The organism is Telluria sp. B2, assembly GCF_051789535.1.
Taxonomy (GTDB): Bacteria; Pseudomonadota; Gammaproteobacteria; order Burkholderiales; family Burkholderiaceae_D; genus Telluria.
In genome coordinates this window covers 139,439-155,588 of sequence record NZ_CP196525.1, presented here as the reverse complement: position 1 = coordinate 155,588, position 16,150 = coordinate 139,439, and the positions used below count along the sequence as shown (strand labels likewise).

Below are 16,150 nucleotides of genomic sequence, written 5' to 3'. Positions count from 1 at the left end.
TGGCACGAATACAAGGAAAAAACAGCATGGGCAAAATCACCGGCTTCATGGAATTTCAACGGCAGGAAGAAGACCACCTGGAACCTGCCGCACGCGTCAAGAACTACAAGGAATTCGTCCTCACCCTGAGCGATAGCCAGGCCAAAGTGCAGGGCGCACGCTGCATGGATTGCGGCATCCCGTTCTGCAACACCGGCTGTCCGGTCAATAACATGATCCCGGACTGGAACGACCTGGTCTACCACGGCAACTACCGCGGCGCGATCGACAACCTGCACTCGACGAATAACTTCCCCGAGGTCACCGGCCGCATCTGCCCGGCGCCTTGCGAAGCCTCGTGCACCCTGAACATCAACAATGACCCGGTCGGCATCAAGTCGATCGAGCGCAAGATCGCGGATACGGCCTGGGAACACGGCTGGGTCGTGCCGCAGCCGCCAAGTGTGAAAACCGGCAAGAAGGTCGCCGTGGTCGGCTCCGGTCCCGCGGGCCTGGCCGCCGCCCAGCAGCTGGCGCGCGCCGGCCACGACGTGACCGTCTTCGAGAAGAGCGACCGCATCGGCGGCCTGCTGCGCTACGGCATTCCTGACTTCAAGATGGAGAAGGGCCTGATCGACCGTCGCATCGAACAGATGCAGGCCGAGGGCGTGAGCTTCCGCACCGGCGTCCTGATCGGCAAGGACTTCCCGACCACGGTCAGCAACATGGCGCGCGACACCATCTTCCCGGAAGACCTGGCCGCGCAGTTCGACGCCGTCGTCATGGCCGGTGGCGCCGAGCAGCCGCGCGATTTACCCGTGCCGGGCCGCGACCTGAAGGGTGTGCATTTCGCGATGGACTTCCTGCCCCAGCAAAACCGCGTGAATGCCGGCGACAAGCTGAAGGACCAGATCAAGGCTACGGCTAAGCACGTGGTCGTGATCGGCGGCGGCGACACCGGTTCCGACTGCGTCGGCACCTCGAACCGCCACGGCGCCGCGTCGATCACCCAGTTCGAGCTGATGCCGATGCCGCCCGAGCAGGAAAACAAGCCCCTGGTCTGGCCCTACTGGCCGACCAAGCTGCGCACCTCGTCCTCGCACGAAGAGGGCTGCCAGCGCGACTTCGCCGTCGCCACCAAGCGCTTCGAGGGCAAGAACGGCAAGCTGGAAAAGCTGGTTGCCTGCCATGTCGAGTGGAAGGACGGCAAGATGAGCGAAGTGCCGGACTCGGAATTCGAGATCAAGGCCGACCTCGTGTTCCTGGCGATGGGTTTTGTATCGCCGGTGCAGCAGGTGCTGGACGCCTTCGGCGTGCAGAAGGATGGCCGCGGCAACGCCCGCGCCACGGTCGAGGGGGAAAACGCCTACCAGACCTCGGTGCCGAAAGTCTTCGTCGCCGGCGACATGCGCCGCGGCCAGTCCCTGGTCGTATGGGCGATCCGCGAAGGACGCCAGTGCGCGCGGGCGGTCGACGAGTTCCTGATGGGATCGTCGGTGCTGCCGCGCTGAGCGATGAGCTGATGGTTGGAAAAGGGCGCACCGGGTGCGCCCTTTTTGTCATCAGGATGTCGTTCTCGGTCCATATGGACGGAGCGAAATCGCCGCAGAAGGGAGCGCCAAGCCAGCGTCGACGCGTGTGGGCGAATTGTTCAGCAGGATTACAAATGTTGACTCAAGACAATAAATCGAAATGTTGCCATATATGCATATCTTCGAAAAAACAATTACTTGCAACTTTAAATAGCTGACTCACGGGTTATTTGTGTTGTAATCTCACGTCGGCGGCCCTGTCGAAACCGAGGTGCCTCAAGCAGCGGTTGCCGTTTCTGCACTACAATACGGGATTCCCCAAAACCGAATAACCCTCTGTGTCTAACCTAGTAGAAATACGCGATCTCGAGTTCGGCTACGGTGATCGGAAGATCCTGTCGAACCTGCGCATGGACTTCCCGCGCGGCAAGCTGATTGCCGTCATGGGCGGATCCGGCTGCGGCAAGACCACGGTGCTGCGCCTGATTGGCGGACAGATTCGTCCGCAGCGCGGCGAAGTGCGGGTCGGCGGCGAGGTCGTGCATCAGCTCAACACCAAAGGCCTGTACCGGCTGCGCCGCCGCATGGGCATGCTGTTCCAGTTCGGCGCCCTGTTCAATGACTTGACGATCTTCGACAACGTCGCTTTTCCGCTGCGCGAGCATACCGACCTGTCCGAAGAAATGATCCGCGACCTCGTGCTGATGAAGCTGAACGCCGTTGGCCTGCGCAATGCGCACAAGCTCAAGCCGCGCGAGATTTCCGGCGGCATGGCACGCCGCGTCGGCGTGGCGCGCGCGATTGCGCTCGACCCGGAACTGATCATGTACGACGAGCCGTTCGCCGGCCTCGACCCGATTTCGATGGGCGTTACCGCCAACCTGATCCGCAACCTGAACGACGCACTCGGCTCGACCTCGATCCTGGTCTCGCACGACGTCAACGAGACCTTTGCGATTGCCGACTATGTCTACTTCATGTCAGCGGGCAAAATCGTCGCCGAAGGCACGCCGGCCGAGCTGCGCGTGTCGACCGACCCTTACGTGAAGCAGTTCGTGAACGCCGAGCCCGACGGACCCGTGCCCTTCCATTATCCGGGCAAGCCGCTTGCCGACGACCTGGGCCTGGGAGCGCAGCGATGATCCTGAATTTCTTCGAGGCGGCCGGCCGCACCGTGCGCGAGTCGATCGAAAGCCTGGGCTTCGCCACGCGCGCCTTCTTCACCCTGCTGCGTTTCTCGCTGGGGGCCTTCCGTCGTCCAACCCTGATTTCCGAGCAGATCCACTTCATCGGCAATTACTCGCTGGTCATCACGATCGTGTCCGGCCTGTTCGTCGGCCTGGTGCTGGGCCTGCAGTTCTACGTCAACCTGATCCAGTTCGGCGCCGAGGAAAAGCTCGGTTCCCTGACGGCCCTGTCGCTGATCCGCGAACTCGGTCCGGTCGTGACGGCGCTGCTGTTCGCGGGCCGTGCCGGCACCTCGCTGACCGCGGAGATCGGCCTGATGAAGTCGAACGACGAGCTGTCGGCCATGGAAATGATGGCGGTGAACCCGGTGCAGCGCGTCCTGGCGCCCCGTTTCTGGGGCGGCGTCATCGCCATGCCGGTGCTGGCCGCCGTGTTCTCGGCTGTCGGCATCATGGGCAGCTACCTGGTCGCCGTCAAACTGCTCAGCCTGGATGAAGGCGCGTTCTGGTCGCAGATGCAGGCCGGCGTGGATGTCCAGCGTGACGTGATCAGCAGCATCATCAAGAGTTTCGTCTTCGGTGTTGCCGTGACGTTCACTGCACTGTTCCAGGGCTACCACGTGAAGCCGACCCCGGCCGACGTGGCGCGCGCGACGACCCGTACCGTCGTCATCGCTTCGCTGCTGGTCCTGGGCCTGGACTTCGTCATGACCGCCCTGATGTTCACCCCACAATAAAAATCGTTTCGTTTGGCCGCGCACAGACGGCCTGAAGACTAGGAAATACTATGCATCGCAAAATCATCGACGTCTGGGTCGGCCTGTTTGTCCTGTTGGGCGCTGCCGCCGTTCTGTTCCTGGCCCTCCAGGCAGGAAACATGAGCTCGCTCTCCTTCACTGACACGTATGCCGTTACTGGTAAGTTCGATAACATTGGTGGATTGAAGCCACAGGCGCCGGTCAAGAGCGCCGGTGTCGTGGTGGGTCGCGTAGGCGACATTACTTTCGACGACAAGACCTATCAGGCGCAGGTGCGCCTCGATCTGGACCAAAGCTACCATTTCCCGAAAGATTCGTCGCTCAAGATCCTGACTGCAGGCTTGTTGGGCGAGCAATACATTGGCATCGAACCGGGCGGCGACACCAACAACCTCGTCGACGGCGATCGAATCAACCGTACGCAATCGGCGACCGTGCTGGAAGACCTGATCAACCAGTTCATCTACAGCAAGGCTGCCGAAGGAAAGGATGGCAGCGAATGAAAAGCAAGAACATGATGACCCTGCCGCGGTCCCGCGGCCTGGCCCTGGCGATAGCCGCCTGCGCCGTGCTGTCCGGCTGCGCGGCGCCCAGCAATCCGCAGGACCCGCTCGAGAAATTCAACCGGGCCAGCTTCGCCTTCAACGACACGGTCGACCGTGTCGCCCTGAAGCCGGCCGCGACCGCCTACAAGAATGTCACCCCTGGCTTCGTCCAGACCGGTGTCGGCAACTTTTTCGGCAACCTGTCGGATGCCTGGAGCGCCGTCAACAACATCCTGCAGGGCAAGGGCGAAGCCGGCATGACCGACTTCACGCGCTTTGCGCTGAACTCGACCTTCGGCATCGTCGGCCTGCTCGACATCGCCTCGGAGGCCGGCCTGCAGAAGCACGACGAAGATTTCGGCCAGACGCTGGGTTACTGGGGTGTTCCTTCCGGTCCCTACTTGATGTTGCCGATTTTCGGCCCATCTACGGTACGTGACACCACCGCGTTGCCGGCAGACCTGTGGGGAGATCCCTGGAACCACAAGAATCCCGCCAACTGGCGCAACATCGGTACCGGCGTGCGCGTCGTCGACACGCGCGCTGCGGTCCTCGATGCATCGAACCTGATGGAGGAAGCGGCGCTGGACCGTTACGAATTCATCCGTGACGGCTTCCTGCAGCGCCGCCAGAGCCAGGTGCGCGACGGCGAAAGCGAGCGCGCACAGGACGATGCCGGGGACGAGCCGACCTCGAACACCCAGGCCGTGCCGGAACCGGCGTCGCCCGAGAAGACGCAGCAGTAATGGTCAAAAAGATTCCGGCAAGGAGCCCCGCCTGACGCGGCGCCCGGCCGGAGATGCCAACGAACAGAAAAGAGAGCCCAATGAAACCAATCGCCCACCTCATCGCCACCGTTGCCTCCGTTGCCTTTGCCACCAGCGTGATCGCCGCTCCGGCGCCGGCCACCGCCGAAGCCCCTGACGTGCTGGTCAAGCGCATCAGCGCCGACGTCATCGAGACCGTCAAGGCCGACAAGGACATCCAGGCCGGCAACCGCGCCAAGATCATGGAGCTGGTCAATTCGAAGATCCTGCCGCACGTCGATGCCGAAAAAATGACCGCGCAGGCAGCCGGCCGCTTCTGGCGCCAGGCCACCCCGGAACAGCAAAAGCGCCTGTCGGAAGAATTCCGCACGCTGCTGGTGTACACCTACTCGGGCGCGCTGTCGCAGATCAAGAACGAAACCGTCGAGTTCAAGCCGATGCGTTCGAGCCCGGAAGACACCGACGTCGAAGTGCGTTCGCAGGTGAACGTCGCCCGCGGCGAGCCGATCACCCTGAACTACCGCCTGGCCAAGGGCAACCAGGGCTGGAAGATCTACGACATCAACGTGCTGGGCGCCTGGCTGGTCGAGACCTACAAGGGCACCTTCACCGCCGAGATCAACAAATCCGGCATCGATGGCCTGATCAACCGCCTGGCCGAGCGTAACCGCCAGCTGGCCAACAAGCCGCTGAAGGCGCCGAAGTAATCGATGGCAGAAGCAAATCCCATGCTCTCGCTCGACGCCCTGACTTTCCAGAACGCCAACGCGGCGCTGGAGCAGGGCATTGCGGCGATCCGGGCCGGCGAAACCGTGTTCGACCTGGGCGGCGTGCGCGCCGTCGATTCGTCCGGCGTCGCCCTGCTGCTCGCCTGGCAGCGCCAGGCGCGCGATGCAGGGCAGAAGCTTACATTCATCAATGTGCCGGCGAATATCGATTCGCTGATCAATCTGTATGGCCTGGACGGGGTGCTGGAACGGAGCTGAGCGCCCTGCGGCGTTTCGTAGGGTGGGCACGCCGTGCCCACGCGTAAACTTCGCCTACCCGCGGCGCGTCAAATGGGTCCGCCGTCGATAACGCTTGTTTTGGCCTGATGCGTTATCGATTTGCCCTCAGAACCTGATCGGTTGTTAAACTTTATCTTTGGCACAACCGTCGCCAATGACGCGCCGTCCCGGTGGGCACAGCGTGCCCACCCTACGGTCACCGCCGCCGTCTCATTCCCCCAAGCTCTTGCATTGACGATTTCCCCTATAATGGGTCGTTTCCCCGCCCGGCACGCACGCGCCCGCGTTGCGGCCCACTCCGAACAAGAATGACAGCGATCCAGATAGACAGCGTCGAGAAAAGCTACAAGGGCTTCAAGGCCCTCAAGGGCGTTTCCCTGAACATCGAACAAGGCGAGTTCTTCGGCCTGCTGGGCCCGAATGGCGCCGGCAAGACCACCCTGATTTCCACCATCGCCGGCCTGATCCGGCCGGACGTCGGCAGCGTCAGGATCCACGGCCATGACGTGGTGTCCGACTTCCGCGAGGCGCGCAAGAAACTCGGCGTGGTGCCGCAGGAACTGGTGTTCGACCCGTTCTTCACCGTGCGCGAGACCCTGCGCCTGCAGTCGGGCTACTTCGGCATCAAGAACAACGACAAGTGGATCGACGAGGTCATGGAGAACCTCGACCTCACGAACAAGGCCGACGTCAACATGCGCGCCCTGTCGGGCGGCATGAAGCGGCGCGTGCTGGTGGCCCAGGCGCTGGTGCACAAGCCGCCGGTCATCGTGCTCGACGAGCCGACCGCCGGCGTCGACGTCGAACTGCGCCAGACGCTGTGGAAGTTCATCTCGCGCCTGAACCGCGAAGGCCATACGGTCGTCCTCACCACCCACTACCTGGAAGAAGCCGAGGCCATGTGCCAGCGCGTGGCCATGCTGAAACTCGGCCAGGTGGTCGCGCTCGACACCATGCAGGGCCTGCTGCGCCGCGTGTCCGGCTCGCAGCTGATCGTGCACCTGAAGCAGGGAACATTGCCGGAGGGCCTGCGCCACCTCGTGTCGCACGACGAACACGATGGTCACGACGGCGGCAAGGGCAACCGCTACAGCCTGCGCATCAATGCGCCGGGCGAGGTCGAAGCTATCCTGGCGCGCCTGCGCGAAAGCGGCGCCGTGGTCGACGAGATGCAGTTGCAGCAAGCCGACCTGGAAGACATCTTCCTGCAAATCATGGGCGATGCCAAAGCCGGAAAGGGTGCACTGTGAATTTCGTTTCTGTCGGTTTCCGTACCCTGTTCTACAAGGAGATGCTGCGTTTCTGGAAAGTCGCCACGCAAACCATTGCCGCGCCGATCCTGACCGCCATGCTCTATTTGCTGATCTTCGGCCACGTGCTCGAGGGCCGGGTCGAGGTCTATCCGGGCGTAAGCTACACCGCCTTCCTGATTCCCGGCCTGGTGATGATGAGCGTGCTGCAGAACGCGTTTGCCAACTCGTCCTCATCGCTGATCCAGTCCAAGATTACCGGCAACCTGGTGTTCATCCTGCTGCCGCCGCTGTCGCACTGGGAAATCCTGCTGGCCTATGTGTCGGCCTCGGTGGTGCGCGGCCTGGTGGTCGGCGCCGGCGTGTTCGCGATTACCGCCTGGTTCGCCCACCTGAGCTTTGCCGCGCCGCTGTGGATCGTCGTGTTCGCGGTGCTGGGCGCGGCCATTCTCGGCACGCTGGGCGTGATCGCGGGTATCTGGGCCGATAAATTCGACCAGCTGGCCGCGTTCCAGAATTTCCTGATCATGCCGGCAACCTTCCTGGCGGGAGTGTTCTATTCGATCCACTCGCTGCCCGCATTCTGGCAGGCAGTCTCGCATTTCAACCCGTTCTTTTATATGATTGACGGGTTCCGCCACGGCTTCTTCGGCCAGTCCGACATCTCGCCGTGGACCAGCCTCGCCATCGTGTCCGCGTTCTTCGCGGTGCTGGCGGCGGTGGCGATCAACCTGCTCCGGCACGGCTACAAGCTGCGCCACTGAACCGCACCAAGCAACGCATCAAAGCTTACTTATCAAAGCTATTTAACTAGGAATTATCGTGGCGACCACCCCCGAACTGATCCACAGCTACATCAGCAACGGCCTCGAATGCACCCACCTGCAGGTGGAAGGCGACGGCCAGCACTTCACGGCCCTGATCGTCTCGCCGGCCTTTGCCGGCAAGCGCCCGATCCAGCGCCACCAGCTGGTGTACGCCGCGCTGGGCGACCGCATGCGCGAAGAGATCCACGCGCTGTCGATGAAGACCCTCACCCCTGAAGAGTACCAAGGATAAGCATGGACAAGCTCCAGATTGTCGGCGGCAAGCGCCTGCACGGCGAGATCCCGGTGTCGGGCGCCAAGAACGCGGCGCTGCCGATCCTGTGCGCGGGCCTGCTCACCGCCGGTGATGTCGAACTGACCAACGTGCCGCGCCTGCACGACGTGAAGACCATCCTCAAGCTGCTCGAGCAGACCGGCCTGAAGGTGAGCCAGGACGACGAGAACGTCACCCTGAACGGCGCCAGCATCACCAGCCTGGAAGCGCCGTACGAGCTGGTGAAGACCATGCGCGCCTCGATCCTGGTGCTGGGCCCGCTGCTGGCGCGCTTCGGCGAAGCCAAGGTCTCGCTGCCGGGCGGCTGCGCCATCGGTTCGCGCCCGGTCGACCAGCACATCAAGGGCCTGCGCCAGATGGGCGCCGAGATCACGATCGAAGGCGGCTACATCCATGCCAGGGCGAAAAAGCTCAAGGGCGCGCGCATCCTGACCGACATGATCACCGTGACCGGCACCGAGAACCTCCTGATGGCCGCGACCCTGGCCGAAGGCGAGACGATTCTCGAAAACGCCGCGCGCGAACCGGAAGTGACCGATCTGGCCAACCTGCTGGTGGCGATGGGCGCGAAGATCGAAGGCATCGGCACCGACCGCCTGGTGATCCAGGGCGTGGAAAGCCTGCATGGCGCGAAGCACGCCGTGATCTCGGACCGCATCGAAGCCGCCACCTTCCTGTGCGCGGTGGCTGCCACCGGCGGCGACATCGTGCTGACCAAGACCCGCACCGACATTTTTGATGTCGCGCTCGACAAGCTGCGCGAAGTCGGCCTGCAGATGGAAGTCGGCAGCGACACGATCCGCGCGCGCATGGATGGCCGTCCGCAACCGGTGTCCTTCCGCACCACGGAGTATCCGGGCTTCCCGACCGACATGCAGGCCCAGTTCATGGCGGTGAACACCATCGCCGCCGGCCCGAGCCGCGTGACCGAGACCATCTTCGAGAACCGCTTCATGCACGTGCAGGAGATGAATCGCCTCGGCGCCTTCATTTCGACCGAAGGCAACACCGCCTTCATCAAGGGCGTGGACCGCCTGATCGGCGCGCCGGTGATGGCGACCGACCTGCGCGCATCGGCTTCGCTGGTCATTGCCGGCATGGCGGCCGAAGGCACGACGATCGTCGACCGCATCTATCACCTCGACCGTGGCTACGACCGCATGGAAGTCAAGTTGTCCGCGGTCGGCGCCGACATCGTGCGCATCAAATAAGGCCTGTATGACCATCGCAACCCAATCGATGACGGAACCGGGCCTGATCCTGGCCCTGTCCAAGGGCCGCATTTTCGAGGACACGCTGCCGCTGCTGGAAAGCGCCGGCATCACCGTCACCGAAAACCCGGAAACCTCGCGCAAGCTGATCCTGGCCACCAACGACCCGCTGGTGCGCGTGCTGATCGTGCGCGCCACCGACGTGCCGACCTATGTGCAATACGGCGCGGCCGACTTCGGCGTGGCCGGCAAGGACGTGCTGCTCGAGCATGGCGGCGAAGGCCTGTACCAGCCGGTCGACCTGAACATCGCCTGCTGCCGCATGTCGGTGGCGGTGAACGCCGGCTTCGACTACGAAACCGCCGTGCGCCAGGGCGCGCGCCTGCGCGTGGCCACCAAGTTCGTGCACACCGCGCGCGAGCACTTCGCCAGCAAGGGCGTGCACGTCGACCTGATCAAGCTGTACGGCTCGATGGAGCTGGCGCCCCTGGTCGGGCTGTCGGATGCCATCGTCGACGTGGTCTCGACCGGCGGCACCCTGCGCGCCAACAACCTGGTCGAAGTCGAGAAGATCATGGACATCTCCTCGCGTCTCGTCGTCAACCAGGCCGCATTGAAACTCAAGCGCGAGCGCCTGCAACCCATCATCGAAGCGTTCGAGCGCGCCTCACGTGGCGCGTCCGGCATCAACACGAAGTAACAAGGTAAAACATCATGGCAGTTCAAATCCGCAAACTCGATTCCACCGACGCGAATTTCAGGCAGCAGCTGCATACGCTGCTCGCTTTCGAAGCCGCCACCGACGATGCGATCGAAACCGCGGTGGCGAAGATCCTCGCCGACGTCAAGTTGCGCGGCGATGCTGCCGTGCTGGAGTACACCAACCGTTTTGACCGCGTGAATGCGGCGAGCATCGCCGACTTCGACCTGACGCAGGAAGAACTGCAGGCCGCCCTGGCGGCGCTGCCGGAAGCGCAACGCGCCGCGCTGCAGGTGGCGGCCGAGCGCATCCGCGTCTTCCACGAGCGCCAGAAGGGCGAGCTGAACGGCTTTACCTACACCGAGCCTGACGGCACCGTGCTGGGCCAGCGCGTGACGCCGCTGGACCGTGTCGGCATCTACGTCCCGGGCGGCAAGGCCGCCTATCCTTCGTCGGTGCTGATGAACGCCATTCCTGCGCAGGTGGCGGGCGTGAAGGAAATCGTCATGGTGGTGCCGACCCCGGACGGCGTCAAGAACCAGATGGTGCTGGCCGCCGCGGCGATCGCAGGCGTGACGCGCGTGATCACCATCGGCGGCGCCCAGGCAGTGGGCGCGCTGGCCTACGGCACCGCGACGATTCCGGCAGTCGATAAAATCGTCGGCCCGGGCAACGCCTATGTCGCCGCCGCCAAGCGCCGCGTGTTCGGCACGGTCGGCATCGACATGATCGCCGGTCCCTCGGAGATCCTGGTGCTGTGCGACGGCACGACCGACCCGGATTGGGTGGCCATGGACCTGTTCTCGCAGGCCGAGCACGACGAATTGGCCCAGGCCATCCTGCTGTGCCCGGACGCGGACTACATCGCGCAGGTCGAGGCGAGCATCCACAAGCTGCTGCCGACCATGCCGCGTCATGAAACCATCACGACCTCGCTCACCGACCGCGGCGCCCTGGTAAAAGTGCGCGACATGGCGGAGGCCTGCGCGATCGCCAACGACATCGCCGCCGAGCACCTCGAGATCTCGGCCGAGAACCCGCAGCAGTGGGCCGAGCAGATCCGCCACGCCGGCGCCATGTTCCTGGGCCGCTTTTCGTCGGAGTCGCTGGGAGATTATTGCTGCGGCCCGAACCACGTGCTGCCGACCTCGCGCACGGCGCGCTTCTCGTCGCCGCTGGGCGTGTACGACTTCCAGAAGCGCTCCTCGGTGATCCAGGTGAGCGAAGCGGGCGCCCAGACGCTCGGCAAGGTTGCTGCCGAACTGGCCTATGGCGAAGGACTGCAGGCGCACGCGCGCAGCGCGGAACTGCGTTTGAAAAAACAGCAGTCATGACGGACTGGGTCAACCAGGTCTTCTGCGAGGATGCGCTCGAAGGTCTGGCGCGCATTCCGGATGGATCCGTTGACCTGATCCTGACCGACCCGCCTTATAACCTCGGCAAGGACTACGGCAACGCCTCGGACCAGCAGAGCGTCGAGGCTTACCTGGCCTGGACCGAGCAGTGGATCGACGCGGCGCTGCCCAAGCTGAAGGCCAATGGCAGCCTGTATATCTTCCTCACCTGGCGTTTTGCGCCCGAGATCTTTGTCATGCTGAAAAAACGCATGACGATGATGAACGAGATCATCTGGGACCGCCGCGTGCCCTCGATGGGCGGCAGCGTGCGCAGCTTCTCGTCGGTGCACGACACCATCGGCTTTTTCGTGAACCGCAAGGATTACTACTTCGATCTCGACGCGGTGCGCGTGCCCTACGACGAGGCGACCAAGAAGGCGCGCACGCGTTCGATCTTCGTCGGCGCCAAGTGGCTGGAAGTCGGCTACAACCCGAAAGACCTGTGGAGCGTGTCGCGCCTGCACCGCGAGCATCCGGAGCGCGCCGACCATCCCACGCAAAAACCGCTCGAGATCATCGAGCGCATGATCAAGGCGTCCTGCCCGCCGGGCGGCGTGGTGCTCGACCCCTTCATGGGCAGCGGCACCACGGCGATCGCGGCCAAGCGCCTGGGCCGGCAGTTTGCCGGATTTGAACTCAATCCGGCGTATTGCGAGATCATCGAGGCGCGTCTTGCCGCCCCCGACCCGCTACCCACCATCAAGAAACGCAAGAGCATCGCGCGCGCCGCCCGCGCCGCCACCGAGGAGTGAGCATGAACATCGATAACCTGATTGCCAACGTCATCCGCGCCGATATCCGCGCCAACAGCGCCTATGTCGTGCCCGACGCGAGCGGCTACATCAAGCTCGACGCGATGGAAAACCCGTACGCGCTGCCGGACGCGCTGCGCCAGGAACTGGCCACGCGCCTGGCCGACGCGGTGCTGAACCGCTATCCGGTCGCGTCCTACGCCACGCTCAAGGAGAAGGTCAGCGCCAGGCTCGGCATCCCGGCAGGCTATGGCGTCCTGCTCGGCAATGGCTCGGATGAGTTGATCCAGATCGTCACCACCACGGTGGCCAGCCAGGAGCGCCGCGCCGTCGTGCTGGCGCCGGTCCCGGCCTTCGTGATGTACTCGCGTTCGGCCCAGTTCGCGGGGGCGGACTTCGTCGGCGTGCCCCTGAAGGCCGACTTCACGCTCGACCTGCCGGCCATGCTGGCGGCAATCGAAGAGCACAAGCCGGCCGTGGTCTTCCTGGCCTACCCGAACAACCCGACCGGCAATTTGTTCGCGACGAGCGACATCGAAGCCATCCTGCGCGCCCTGGGCGACACCGGGATTGCCGTGCTGGACGAAGCCTATCAACCCTTCGCGCGCCAGACCTTCATGGACCGCCTCGGCGAATTCGAGAACCTGGTCGTGATGCGCACGGTATCGAAGCTGGGCCTGGCCGGCATCCGCCTCGGCTACATGACGGCCGCGCCCAAGCTGCTGGCCGAATTCGAGAAGGTGCGCCCGCCCTACAACGTCAACGTGCTGACCCAGGTGGCGGCCGAGTTCGTGCTCGACCACGTCGAGGTACTGGACGCCCAGGCCGCCTCGCTCAATGCCGAGCGCGAGCGCCTGGCCGCCGAACTGGCGGCCCTGCCGGGAGTCGAAGTATTTCCGTCGGCCGCGAATTTCATCTCGCTGCGGGTGCCGGACGCGGCCGGGGTCTGCGCAAAACTGCTATCCGGGAAGGTGCTGATCAAAAATTTGAGTAAAATGCACCCATCGCTGGCCAATTGCATTCGTGTGACGGTCAGCACGCCGGAAGAAAACTCCGCATTCCTGAACGGACTGAAGGCCGCGCTCGCATCGACGCAAGCCGCGACCTGACCCCACCGAGCACCTTTTCATGACCCGTACCGCAGAAATCACCCGCAACACCAACGAGACGCAGATCCGCGTCGCGATCAACCTCGACGGTACCGGCCGCCAGAAACTGAACACCGGCGTGCCCTTCCTCGACCACATGCTCGACCAGATCGCCCGTCACGGGATGATCGACCTGGAAGTCGAGGCCGTGGGTGACTTGCATATCGATGCTCACCATACGGTCGAGGACACCGGCATCACGCTCGGCATGGCGATCGCCAAGGCGGTCGGCGACAAGAAGGGCATGACCCGCTACGGCCACGCCTACGTGCCGCTGGACGAAGCGCTGTCGCGCGTGGTGATCGACTTTTCCGGCCGTCCGGGCCTGGAAATGCACATTCCCTGGACGCGCGCCATGATCGGCAGCTTCGATGTCGATCTCACCGGCGAATTCTTCCGCGGCTTCGTCAACCACGCGGCGGTGACGCTGCACATCGACAACCTGCGCGGCGTGAACGCCCACCACCAGTGCGAAACCGTGTTCAAGGCTTTCGGCCGCGCGCTGCGCATGGCGACCCAGCTCGACGAGCGCGCCGCCGGCATCATTCCCTCGACCAAAGGCAGCCTTTAACAGGGTCGACTGAGCCATGACGAACAAGATCGTAGTGGTCGACGGCCTGGGCAACCTGCGTTCGGTGGCGCAGGCCCTGCGCGCCGCGGCGCCCGAAGCCGACATCCTGGTGTCGAACAAGGCCGAGGATATCGATGCGGCGGACCGCATCGTGCTGCCGGGCCAGGGCGCGATGCGCGACTGCATGGACAGCCTGCGCGCCTCCGGCGCCGAGGAAGCCGTGCTGCGCGCATTCAGGACCCGCCCCGTGATGGGCGTGTGCGTGGGCGAGCAGATGCTGTTCGACGAGAGCGAAGAAAACGGCGGCACGCCGGGCCTGGGCCTGTTGCCGGGCAAGGTCGTGCGCTTCCAGCTGGATGGAAAAACGCAGGCCGACGGTTCGCGCTTCAAGGTCCCGCAGATGGGCTGGAACCGCGTGCGGCAGACGCGCGCGCACCCGCTGTGGGATGGCGTGGCCGACGGCAGCTATTTCTACTTCGTGCACAGCTATTACGTCGCGCCCGAGGTCGCCAGCGACACCATCGGCGAAACCGACTACGGCGGTTACTACACCTGCGCTGTCGCGCGCGAGAACATCGTCGCCACCCAGTTCCACCCCGAGAAAAGCGCGGCCGCCGGCCTGCGCCTGTATCGCAATTTCATCCACTGGAATCCTTGACCTTTCCGCTCACTTACCAACCACGACCATGCTGCTGATTCCCGCCATCGACCTGAAAGACGGTCACTGCGTTCGCCTGAAACAGGGCGATATGGACCTCGCCACCGTCTTTTCCGAAGACCCCGCCGAAATGGCCCTGCATTGGCTGAAGAAGGGCGCGCGCCGCCTGCACCTGGTCGACCTGAACGGCGCCTTCGCCGGCAAGCCGAAAAACGAGTCGGCGATCAAGTCGATCCTGCAAGTCGTCCAGGAGTATGCGGAACAGAACGACATCGAGGAGATCCCTGTCCAGCTGGGTGGCGGCATCCGCGACCTCGACACCATCGAGCGCTATCTCGATGACGGCATCAGCTACATCATCGTCGGCACCGCCGCCGTGAAAAACCCCGGCTTCCTGCACGACGCCTGTGGCGCCTTCCCCGGCTCCATCATCGTCGGCCTGGATGCCAAGGACGGCAAGGTGGCCACCGACGGCTGGAGCAAGATGTCCGGCCACGAAGTCATCGACCTGGCCCAGAAGTTCGAGGGCTACGGCGTCGAATCGATCATCTACACCGACATCGGCCGCGACGGCATGCTGGGCGGCGTGAACATCGAGGCGACCGTGCGCCTGGCGCAAGCCGTCAAGATCCCGATCATCGCCTCCGGCGGCCTGCACAACCTGGCCGACGTCGAAGCGCTGTGCGCGGTGCAGGACGAGGGCATCGAAGGCGTCATCTGCGGCCGCTCGATCTACGAAGGCACGCTCGATCTGGAAGCCGCGCAAGCCCGCGCGGACGAACTGACCGAAGGCGAACAGGCCTGAGGCACCAACTAGAATATTTATGCTGGCAAAACGCATCATTCCCTGCCTGGACGTGACCGGTGGCCGCGTCGTCAAGGGCGTCAACTTCACCGAGCTGCGCGACGCCGGCGATCCGGTCGAGATCGCGCGCCGTTATGACGGGCAGGGCGCCGACGAGATCACCTTCCTCGACATCACCGCATCGAGCGACGGGCGCGACCTGATCCTGCCGATCATCGAGGCGGTGGCCTCCACCGTATTCATTCCATTGACCGTCGGCGGTGGCGTGCGCAAGGTCGAAGACGTGCGGCGCCTGCTCAACGCCGGGGCCGACAAGGTCAGCATGAACACCTCGGCCGTGCAGAACCCGCAACTGGTGTACCAAGCTTCGCAGAAGCACGGCGCCCAGTGCATCGTGGTGGCGATCGACGCCAAGCAGGTCGCTCCCGGCAAGTGGGAGGTGTTCACCCACGGCGGCCGGAATGCCACCGGCATGGATGCCGTCGAATGGGCGAAGAAGCTGCAGGAACTGGGCGCCGGCGAATTGCTGCTGACCAGCATGGACCGCGACGGCACCAAGTCCGGTTTCGACCTGGGCCTGACGCGCGCAGTGTCGGACGCGGTCGGCATCCCGGTGATCGCCTCGGGCGGCGTCGGCGGCCTGCAGGACCTGGCCGACGGCGTGCTCGAAGGGCATGCCGACGCGGTGCTGGCGGCCTCGATCTTCCACTATGGCCAGCACACAGTCGGCGAAGCCAAGCGCTTCATGGCCGAGCGTGGCATTCCGGTGCGGATGGACTGAA

General features: G+C 63.9%; 19 protein-coding genes. All 19 read left to right on the top strand.

Annotated features, from left to right (window positions below):
* The first annotated feature begins 26 nt into the window (after positions 1-26).
* Positions 27-1,490 carry a glutamate synthase subunit beta gene (locus ACSUZJ_RS00660; protein WP_499412374.1) on the top strand — a complete coding sequence of 488 codons (1,464 nt, stop codon included), beginning with the start codon at positions 27-29 and terminating at the stop codon, positions 1,488-1,490.
* Between the two features lie 359 nt (positions 1,491-1,849).
* Positions 1,850-2,653: an ABC transporter ATP-binding protein gene (locus tag ACSUZJ_RS00655; RefSeq protein WP_499412372.1), complete on the top strand. Its 804-nt coding sequence runs from the start codon at positions 1,850-1,852 to the stop codon at positions 2,651-2,653.
* Entirely contained in the window at positions 2,650-3,435 is a 786-nt protein-coding gene (gene mlaE, locus ACSUZJ_RS00650) for a lipid asymmetry maintenance ABC transporter permease subunit MlaE (protein WP_499412370.1), read from the top strand. The genes ACSUZJ_RS00655 and mlaE overlap by 4 nt, the downstream gene beginning before the upstream one ends.
* Positions 3,436-3,485: 50 nt before the next feature.
* Positions 3,486-3,959, top strand: coding sequence for an outer membrane lipid asymmetry maintenance protein MlaD (mlaD, locus tag ACSUZJ_RS00645; RefSeq protein WP_499412368.1), 474 nt, complete (start codon positions 3,486-3,488; stop codon positions 3,957-3,959).
* A complete protein-coding gene (locus ACSUZJ_RS00640) occupies positions 3,956-4,747 on the top strand; it encodes an MlaA family lipoprotein (protein WP_499412366.1) in 792 nt (263 codons plus the stop codon). Before mlaD ends, ACSUZJ_RS00640 begins: the two co-directional genes overlap by 4 nt.
* Before the next feature lie 80 nt (positions 4,748-4,827).
* The gene (locus tag ACSUZJ_RS00635; protein ID WP_499412364.1) at positions 4,828-5,475 is read left to right on the top strand and encodes an MlaC/ttg2D family ABC transporter substrate-binding protein; all 648 of its coding nucleotides are present in this window, start codon (positions 4,828-4,830) and stop codon (positions 5,473-5,475) included.
* A gap of 3 nt (positions 5,476-5,478) precedes the next feature.
* A complete protein-coding gene (locus tag ACSUZJ_RS00630; protein ID WP_499412362.1) occupies positions 5,479-5,754 on the top strand; it encodes an STAS domain-containing protein in 276 nt (91 codons plus the stop codon).
* Between the two features lie 329 nt (positions 5,755-6,083).
* Positions 6,084-7,025 (top strand): ABC transporter ATP-binding protein, encoded by a 942-nt coding sequence (locus ACSUZJ_RS00625; protein ID WP_499412361.1) that lies wholly within the window; start codon positions 6,084-6,086, stop codon positions 7,023-7,025.
* Between the two features lie 41 nt (positions 7,026-7,066).
* Positions 7,067-7,789, top strand: a complete 723-nt coding sequence (locus ACSUZJ_RS00620; protein WP_499416663.1) for an ABC transporter permease — start codon at positions 7,067-7,069, stop codon at positions 7,787-7,789.
* A gap of 58 nt (positions 7,790-7,847) precedes the next feature.
* Positions 7,848-8,084, top strand: coding sequence for a BolA family protein (locus ACSUZJ_RS00615; RefSeq protein ID WP_499412360.1), 237 nt, complete (start codon positions 7,848-7,850; stop codon positions 8,082-8,084).
* 2 nt (positions 8,085-8,086) lie between these two features.
* Positions 8,087-9,337 (top strand): UDP-N-acetylglucosamine 1-carboxyvinyltransferase, encoded by a 1,251-nt coding sequence (gene murA, locus ACSUZJ_RS00610; RefSeq protein ID WP_499412359.1) that lies wholly within the window; start codon positions 8,087-8,089, stop codon positions 9,335-9,337.
* A 7-nt stretch (positions 9,338-9,344) separates the two neighbouring features.
* The gene (gene hisG / locus ACSUZJ_RS00605) at positions 9,345-10,037 is read left to right on the top strand and encodes an ATP phosphoribosyltransferase (protein ID WP_499412357.1); all 693 of its coding nucleotides are present in this window, start codon (positions 9,345-9,347) and stop codon (positions 10,035-10,037) included.
* Between the two features lie 14 nt (positions 10,038-10,051).
* Positions 10,052-11,371 carry a histidinol dehydrogenase gene (gene hisD, locus ACSUZJ_RS00600; protein ID WP_499412356.1) on the top strand — a complete coding sequence of 440 codons (1,320 nt, stop codon included), beginning with the start codon at positions 10,052-10,054 and terminating at the stop codon, positions 11,369-11,371.
* Entirely contained in the window at positions 11,368-12,186 is an 819-nt protein-coding gene (locus tag ACSUZJ_RS00595) for a DNA-methyltransferase (protein ID WP_499412354.1), read from the top strand. Before hisD ends, ACSUZJ_RS00595 begins: the two co-directional genes overlap by 4 nt.
* Positions 12,187-12,188: 2 nt before the next feature.
* Positions 12,189-13,295, top strand: a complete 1,107-nt coding sequence (gene hisC / locus ACSUZJ_RS00590; protein WP_499412352.1) for a histidinol-phosphate transaminase — start codon at positions 12,189-12,191, stop codon at positions 13,293-13,295.
* A 19-nt stretch (positions 13,296-13,314) separates the two neighbouring features.
* Positions 13,315-13,905, top strand: coding sequence for an imidazoleglycerol-phosphate dehydratase HisB (gene hisB / locus ACSUZJ_RS00585; RefSeq protein WP_499412351.1), 591 nt, complete (start codon positions 13,315-13,317; stop codon positions 13,903-13,905).
* A gap of 16 nt (positions 13,906-13,921) precedes the next feature.
* The gene (gene hisH, locus ACSUZJ_RS00580) at positions 13,922-14,563 is read left to right on the top strand and encodes an imidazole glycerol phosphate synthase subunit HisH (RefSeq protein ID WP_499412349.1); all 642 of its coding nucleotides are present in this window, start codon (positions 13,922-13,924) and stop codon (positions 14,561-14,563) included.
* A 28-nt stretch (positions 14,564-14,591) separates the two neighbouring features.
* A complete protein-coding gene (hisA, locus tag ACSUZJ_RS00575) occupies positions 14,592-15,368 on the top strand; it encodes a 1-(5-phosphoribosyl)-5-[(5-phosphoribosylamino)methylideneamino]imidazole-4-carboxamide isomerase (protein WP_499412347.1) in 777 nt (258 codons plus the stop codon).
* Positions 15,369-15,387: 19 nt separating this feature from the next.
* On the top strand, positions 15,388-16,149 hold the full coding sequence (hisF, locus tag ACSUZJ_RS00570) for an imidazole glycerol phosphate synthase subunit HisF (RefSeq protein WP_499412345.1): 762 nt from the start codon (positions 15,388-15,390) through the stop codon (positions 16,147-16,149).
* The last annotated feature ends 1 nt before the right edge of the window (position 16,150 follow it).

Bases quoted from the DNA above. Each gene is read 5' to 3' on its own strand.
- ACSUZJ_RS00660 (WP_499412374.1), top strand. From the start codon at position 27: ATGGGCAAAATCACCGGCTTCATGGAATTTCAACGGCAGGAAGAAGAC.
- mlaE (WP_499412370.1), top strand. From the start codon at position 2,650: ATGATCCTGAATTTCTTCGAGGCGGCCGGCCGCACCGTGCGCGAGTCG.
- mlaD (WP_499412368.1), top strand. From the start codon at position 3,486: ATGCATCGCAAAATCATCGACGTCTGGGTCGGCCTGTTTGTCCTGTTG.
- ACSUZJ_RS00640 (WP_499412366.1), top strand. From the start codon at position 3,956: ATGAAAAGCAAGAACATGATGACCCTGCCGCGGTCCCGCGGCCTGGCC.
- ACSUZJ_RS00635 (WP_499412364.1), top strand. From the start codon at position 4,828: ATGAAACCAATCGCCCACCTCATCGCCACCGTTGCCTCCGTTGCCTTT.
- ACSUZJ_RS00630 (WP_499412362.1), top strand. From the start codon at position 5,479: ATGGCAGAAGCAAATCCCATGCTCTCGCTCGACGCCCTGACTTTCCAG.
- ACSUZJ_RS00625 (WP_499412361.1), top strand. From the start codon at position 6,084: ATGACAGCGATCCAGATAGACAGCGTCGAGAAAAGCTACAAGGGCTTC.
- ACSUZJ_RS00620 (WP_499416663.1), top strand. From the start codon at position 7,067: ATGCTGCGTTTCTGGAAAGTCGCCACGCAAACCATTGCCGCGCCGATC.
- murA (WP_499412359.1), top strand. From the start codon at position 8,087: ATGGACAAGCTCCAGATTGTCGGCGGCAAGCGCCTGCACGGCGAGATC.
- hisG (WP_499412357.1), top strand. From the start codon at position 9,345: ATGACCATCGCAACCCAATCGATGACGGAACCGGGCCTGATCCTGGCC.
- hisD (WP_499412356.1), top strand. From the start codon at position 10,052: ATGGCAGTTCAAATCCGCAAACTCGATTCCACCGACGCGAATTTCAGG.
- ACSUZJ_RS00595 (WP_499412354.1), top strand. From the start codon at position 11,368: ATGACGGACTGGGTCAACCAGGTCTTCTGCGAGGATGCGCTCGAAGGT.
- hisC (WP_499412352.1), top strand. From the start codon at position 12,189: ATGAACATCGATAACCTGATTGCCAACGTCATCCGCGCCGATATCCGC.
- hisB (WP_499412351.1), top strand. From the start codon at position 13,315: ATGACCCGTACCGCAGAAATCACCCGCAACACCAACGAGACGCAGATC.
- hisH (WP_499412349.1), top strand. From the start codon at position 13,922: ATGACGAACAAGATCGTAGTGGTCGACGGCCTGGGCAACCTGCGTTCG.
- hisA (WP_499412347.1), top strand. From the start codon at position 14,592: ATGCTGCTGATTCCCGCCATCGACCTGAAAGACGGTCACTGCGTTCGC.
- hisF (WP_499412345.1), top strand. From the start codon at position 15,388: ATGCTGGCAAAACGCATCATTCCCTGCCTGGACGTGACCGGTGGCCGC.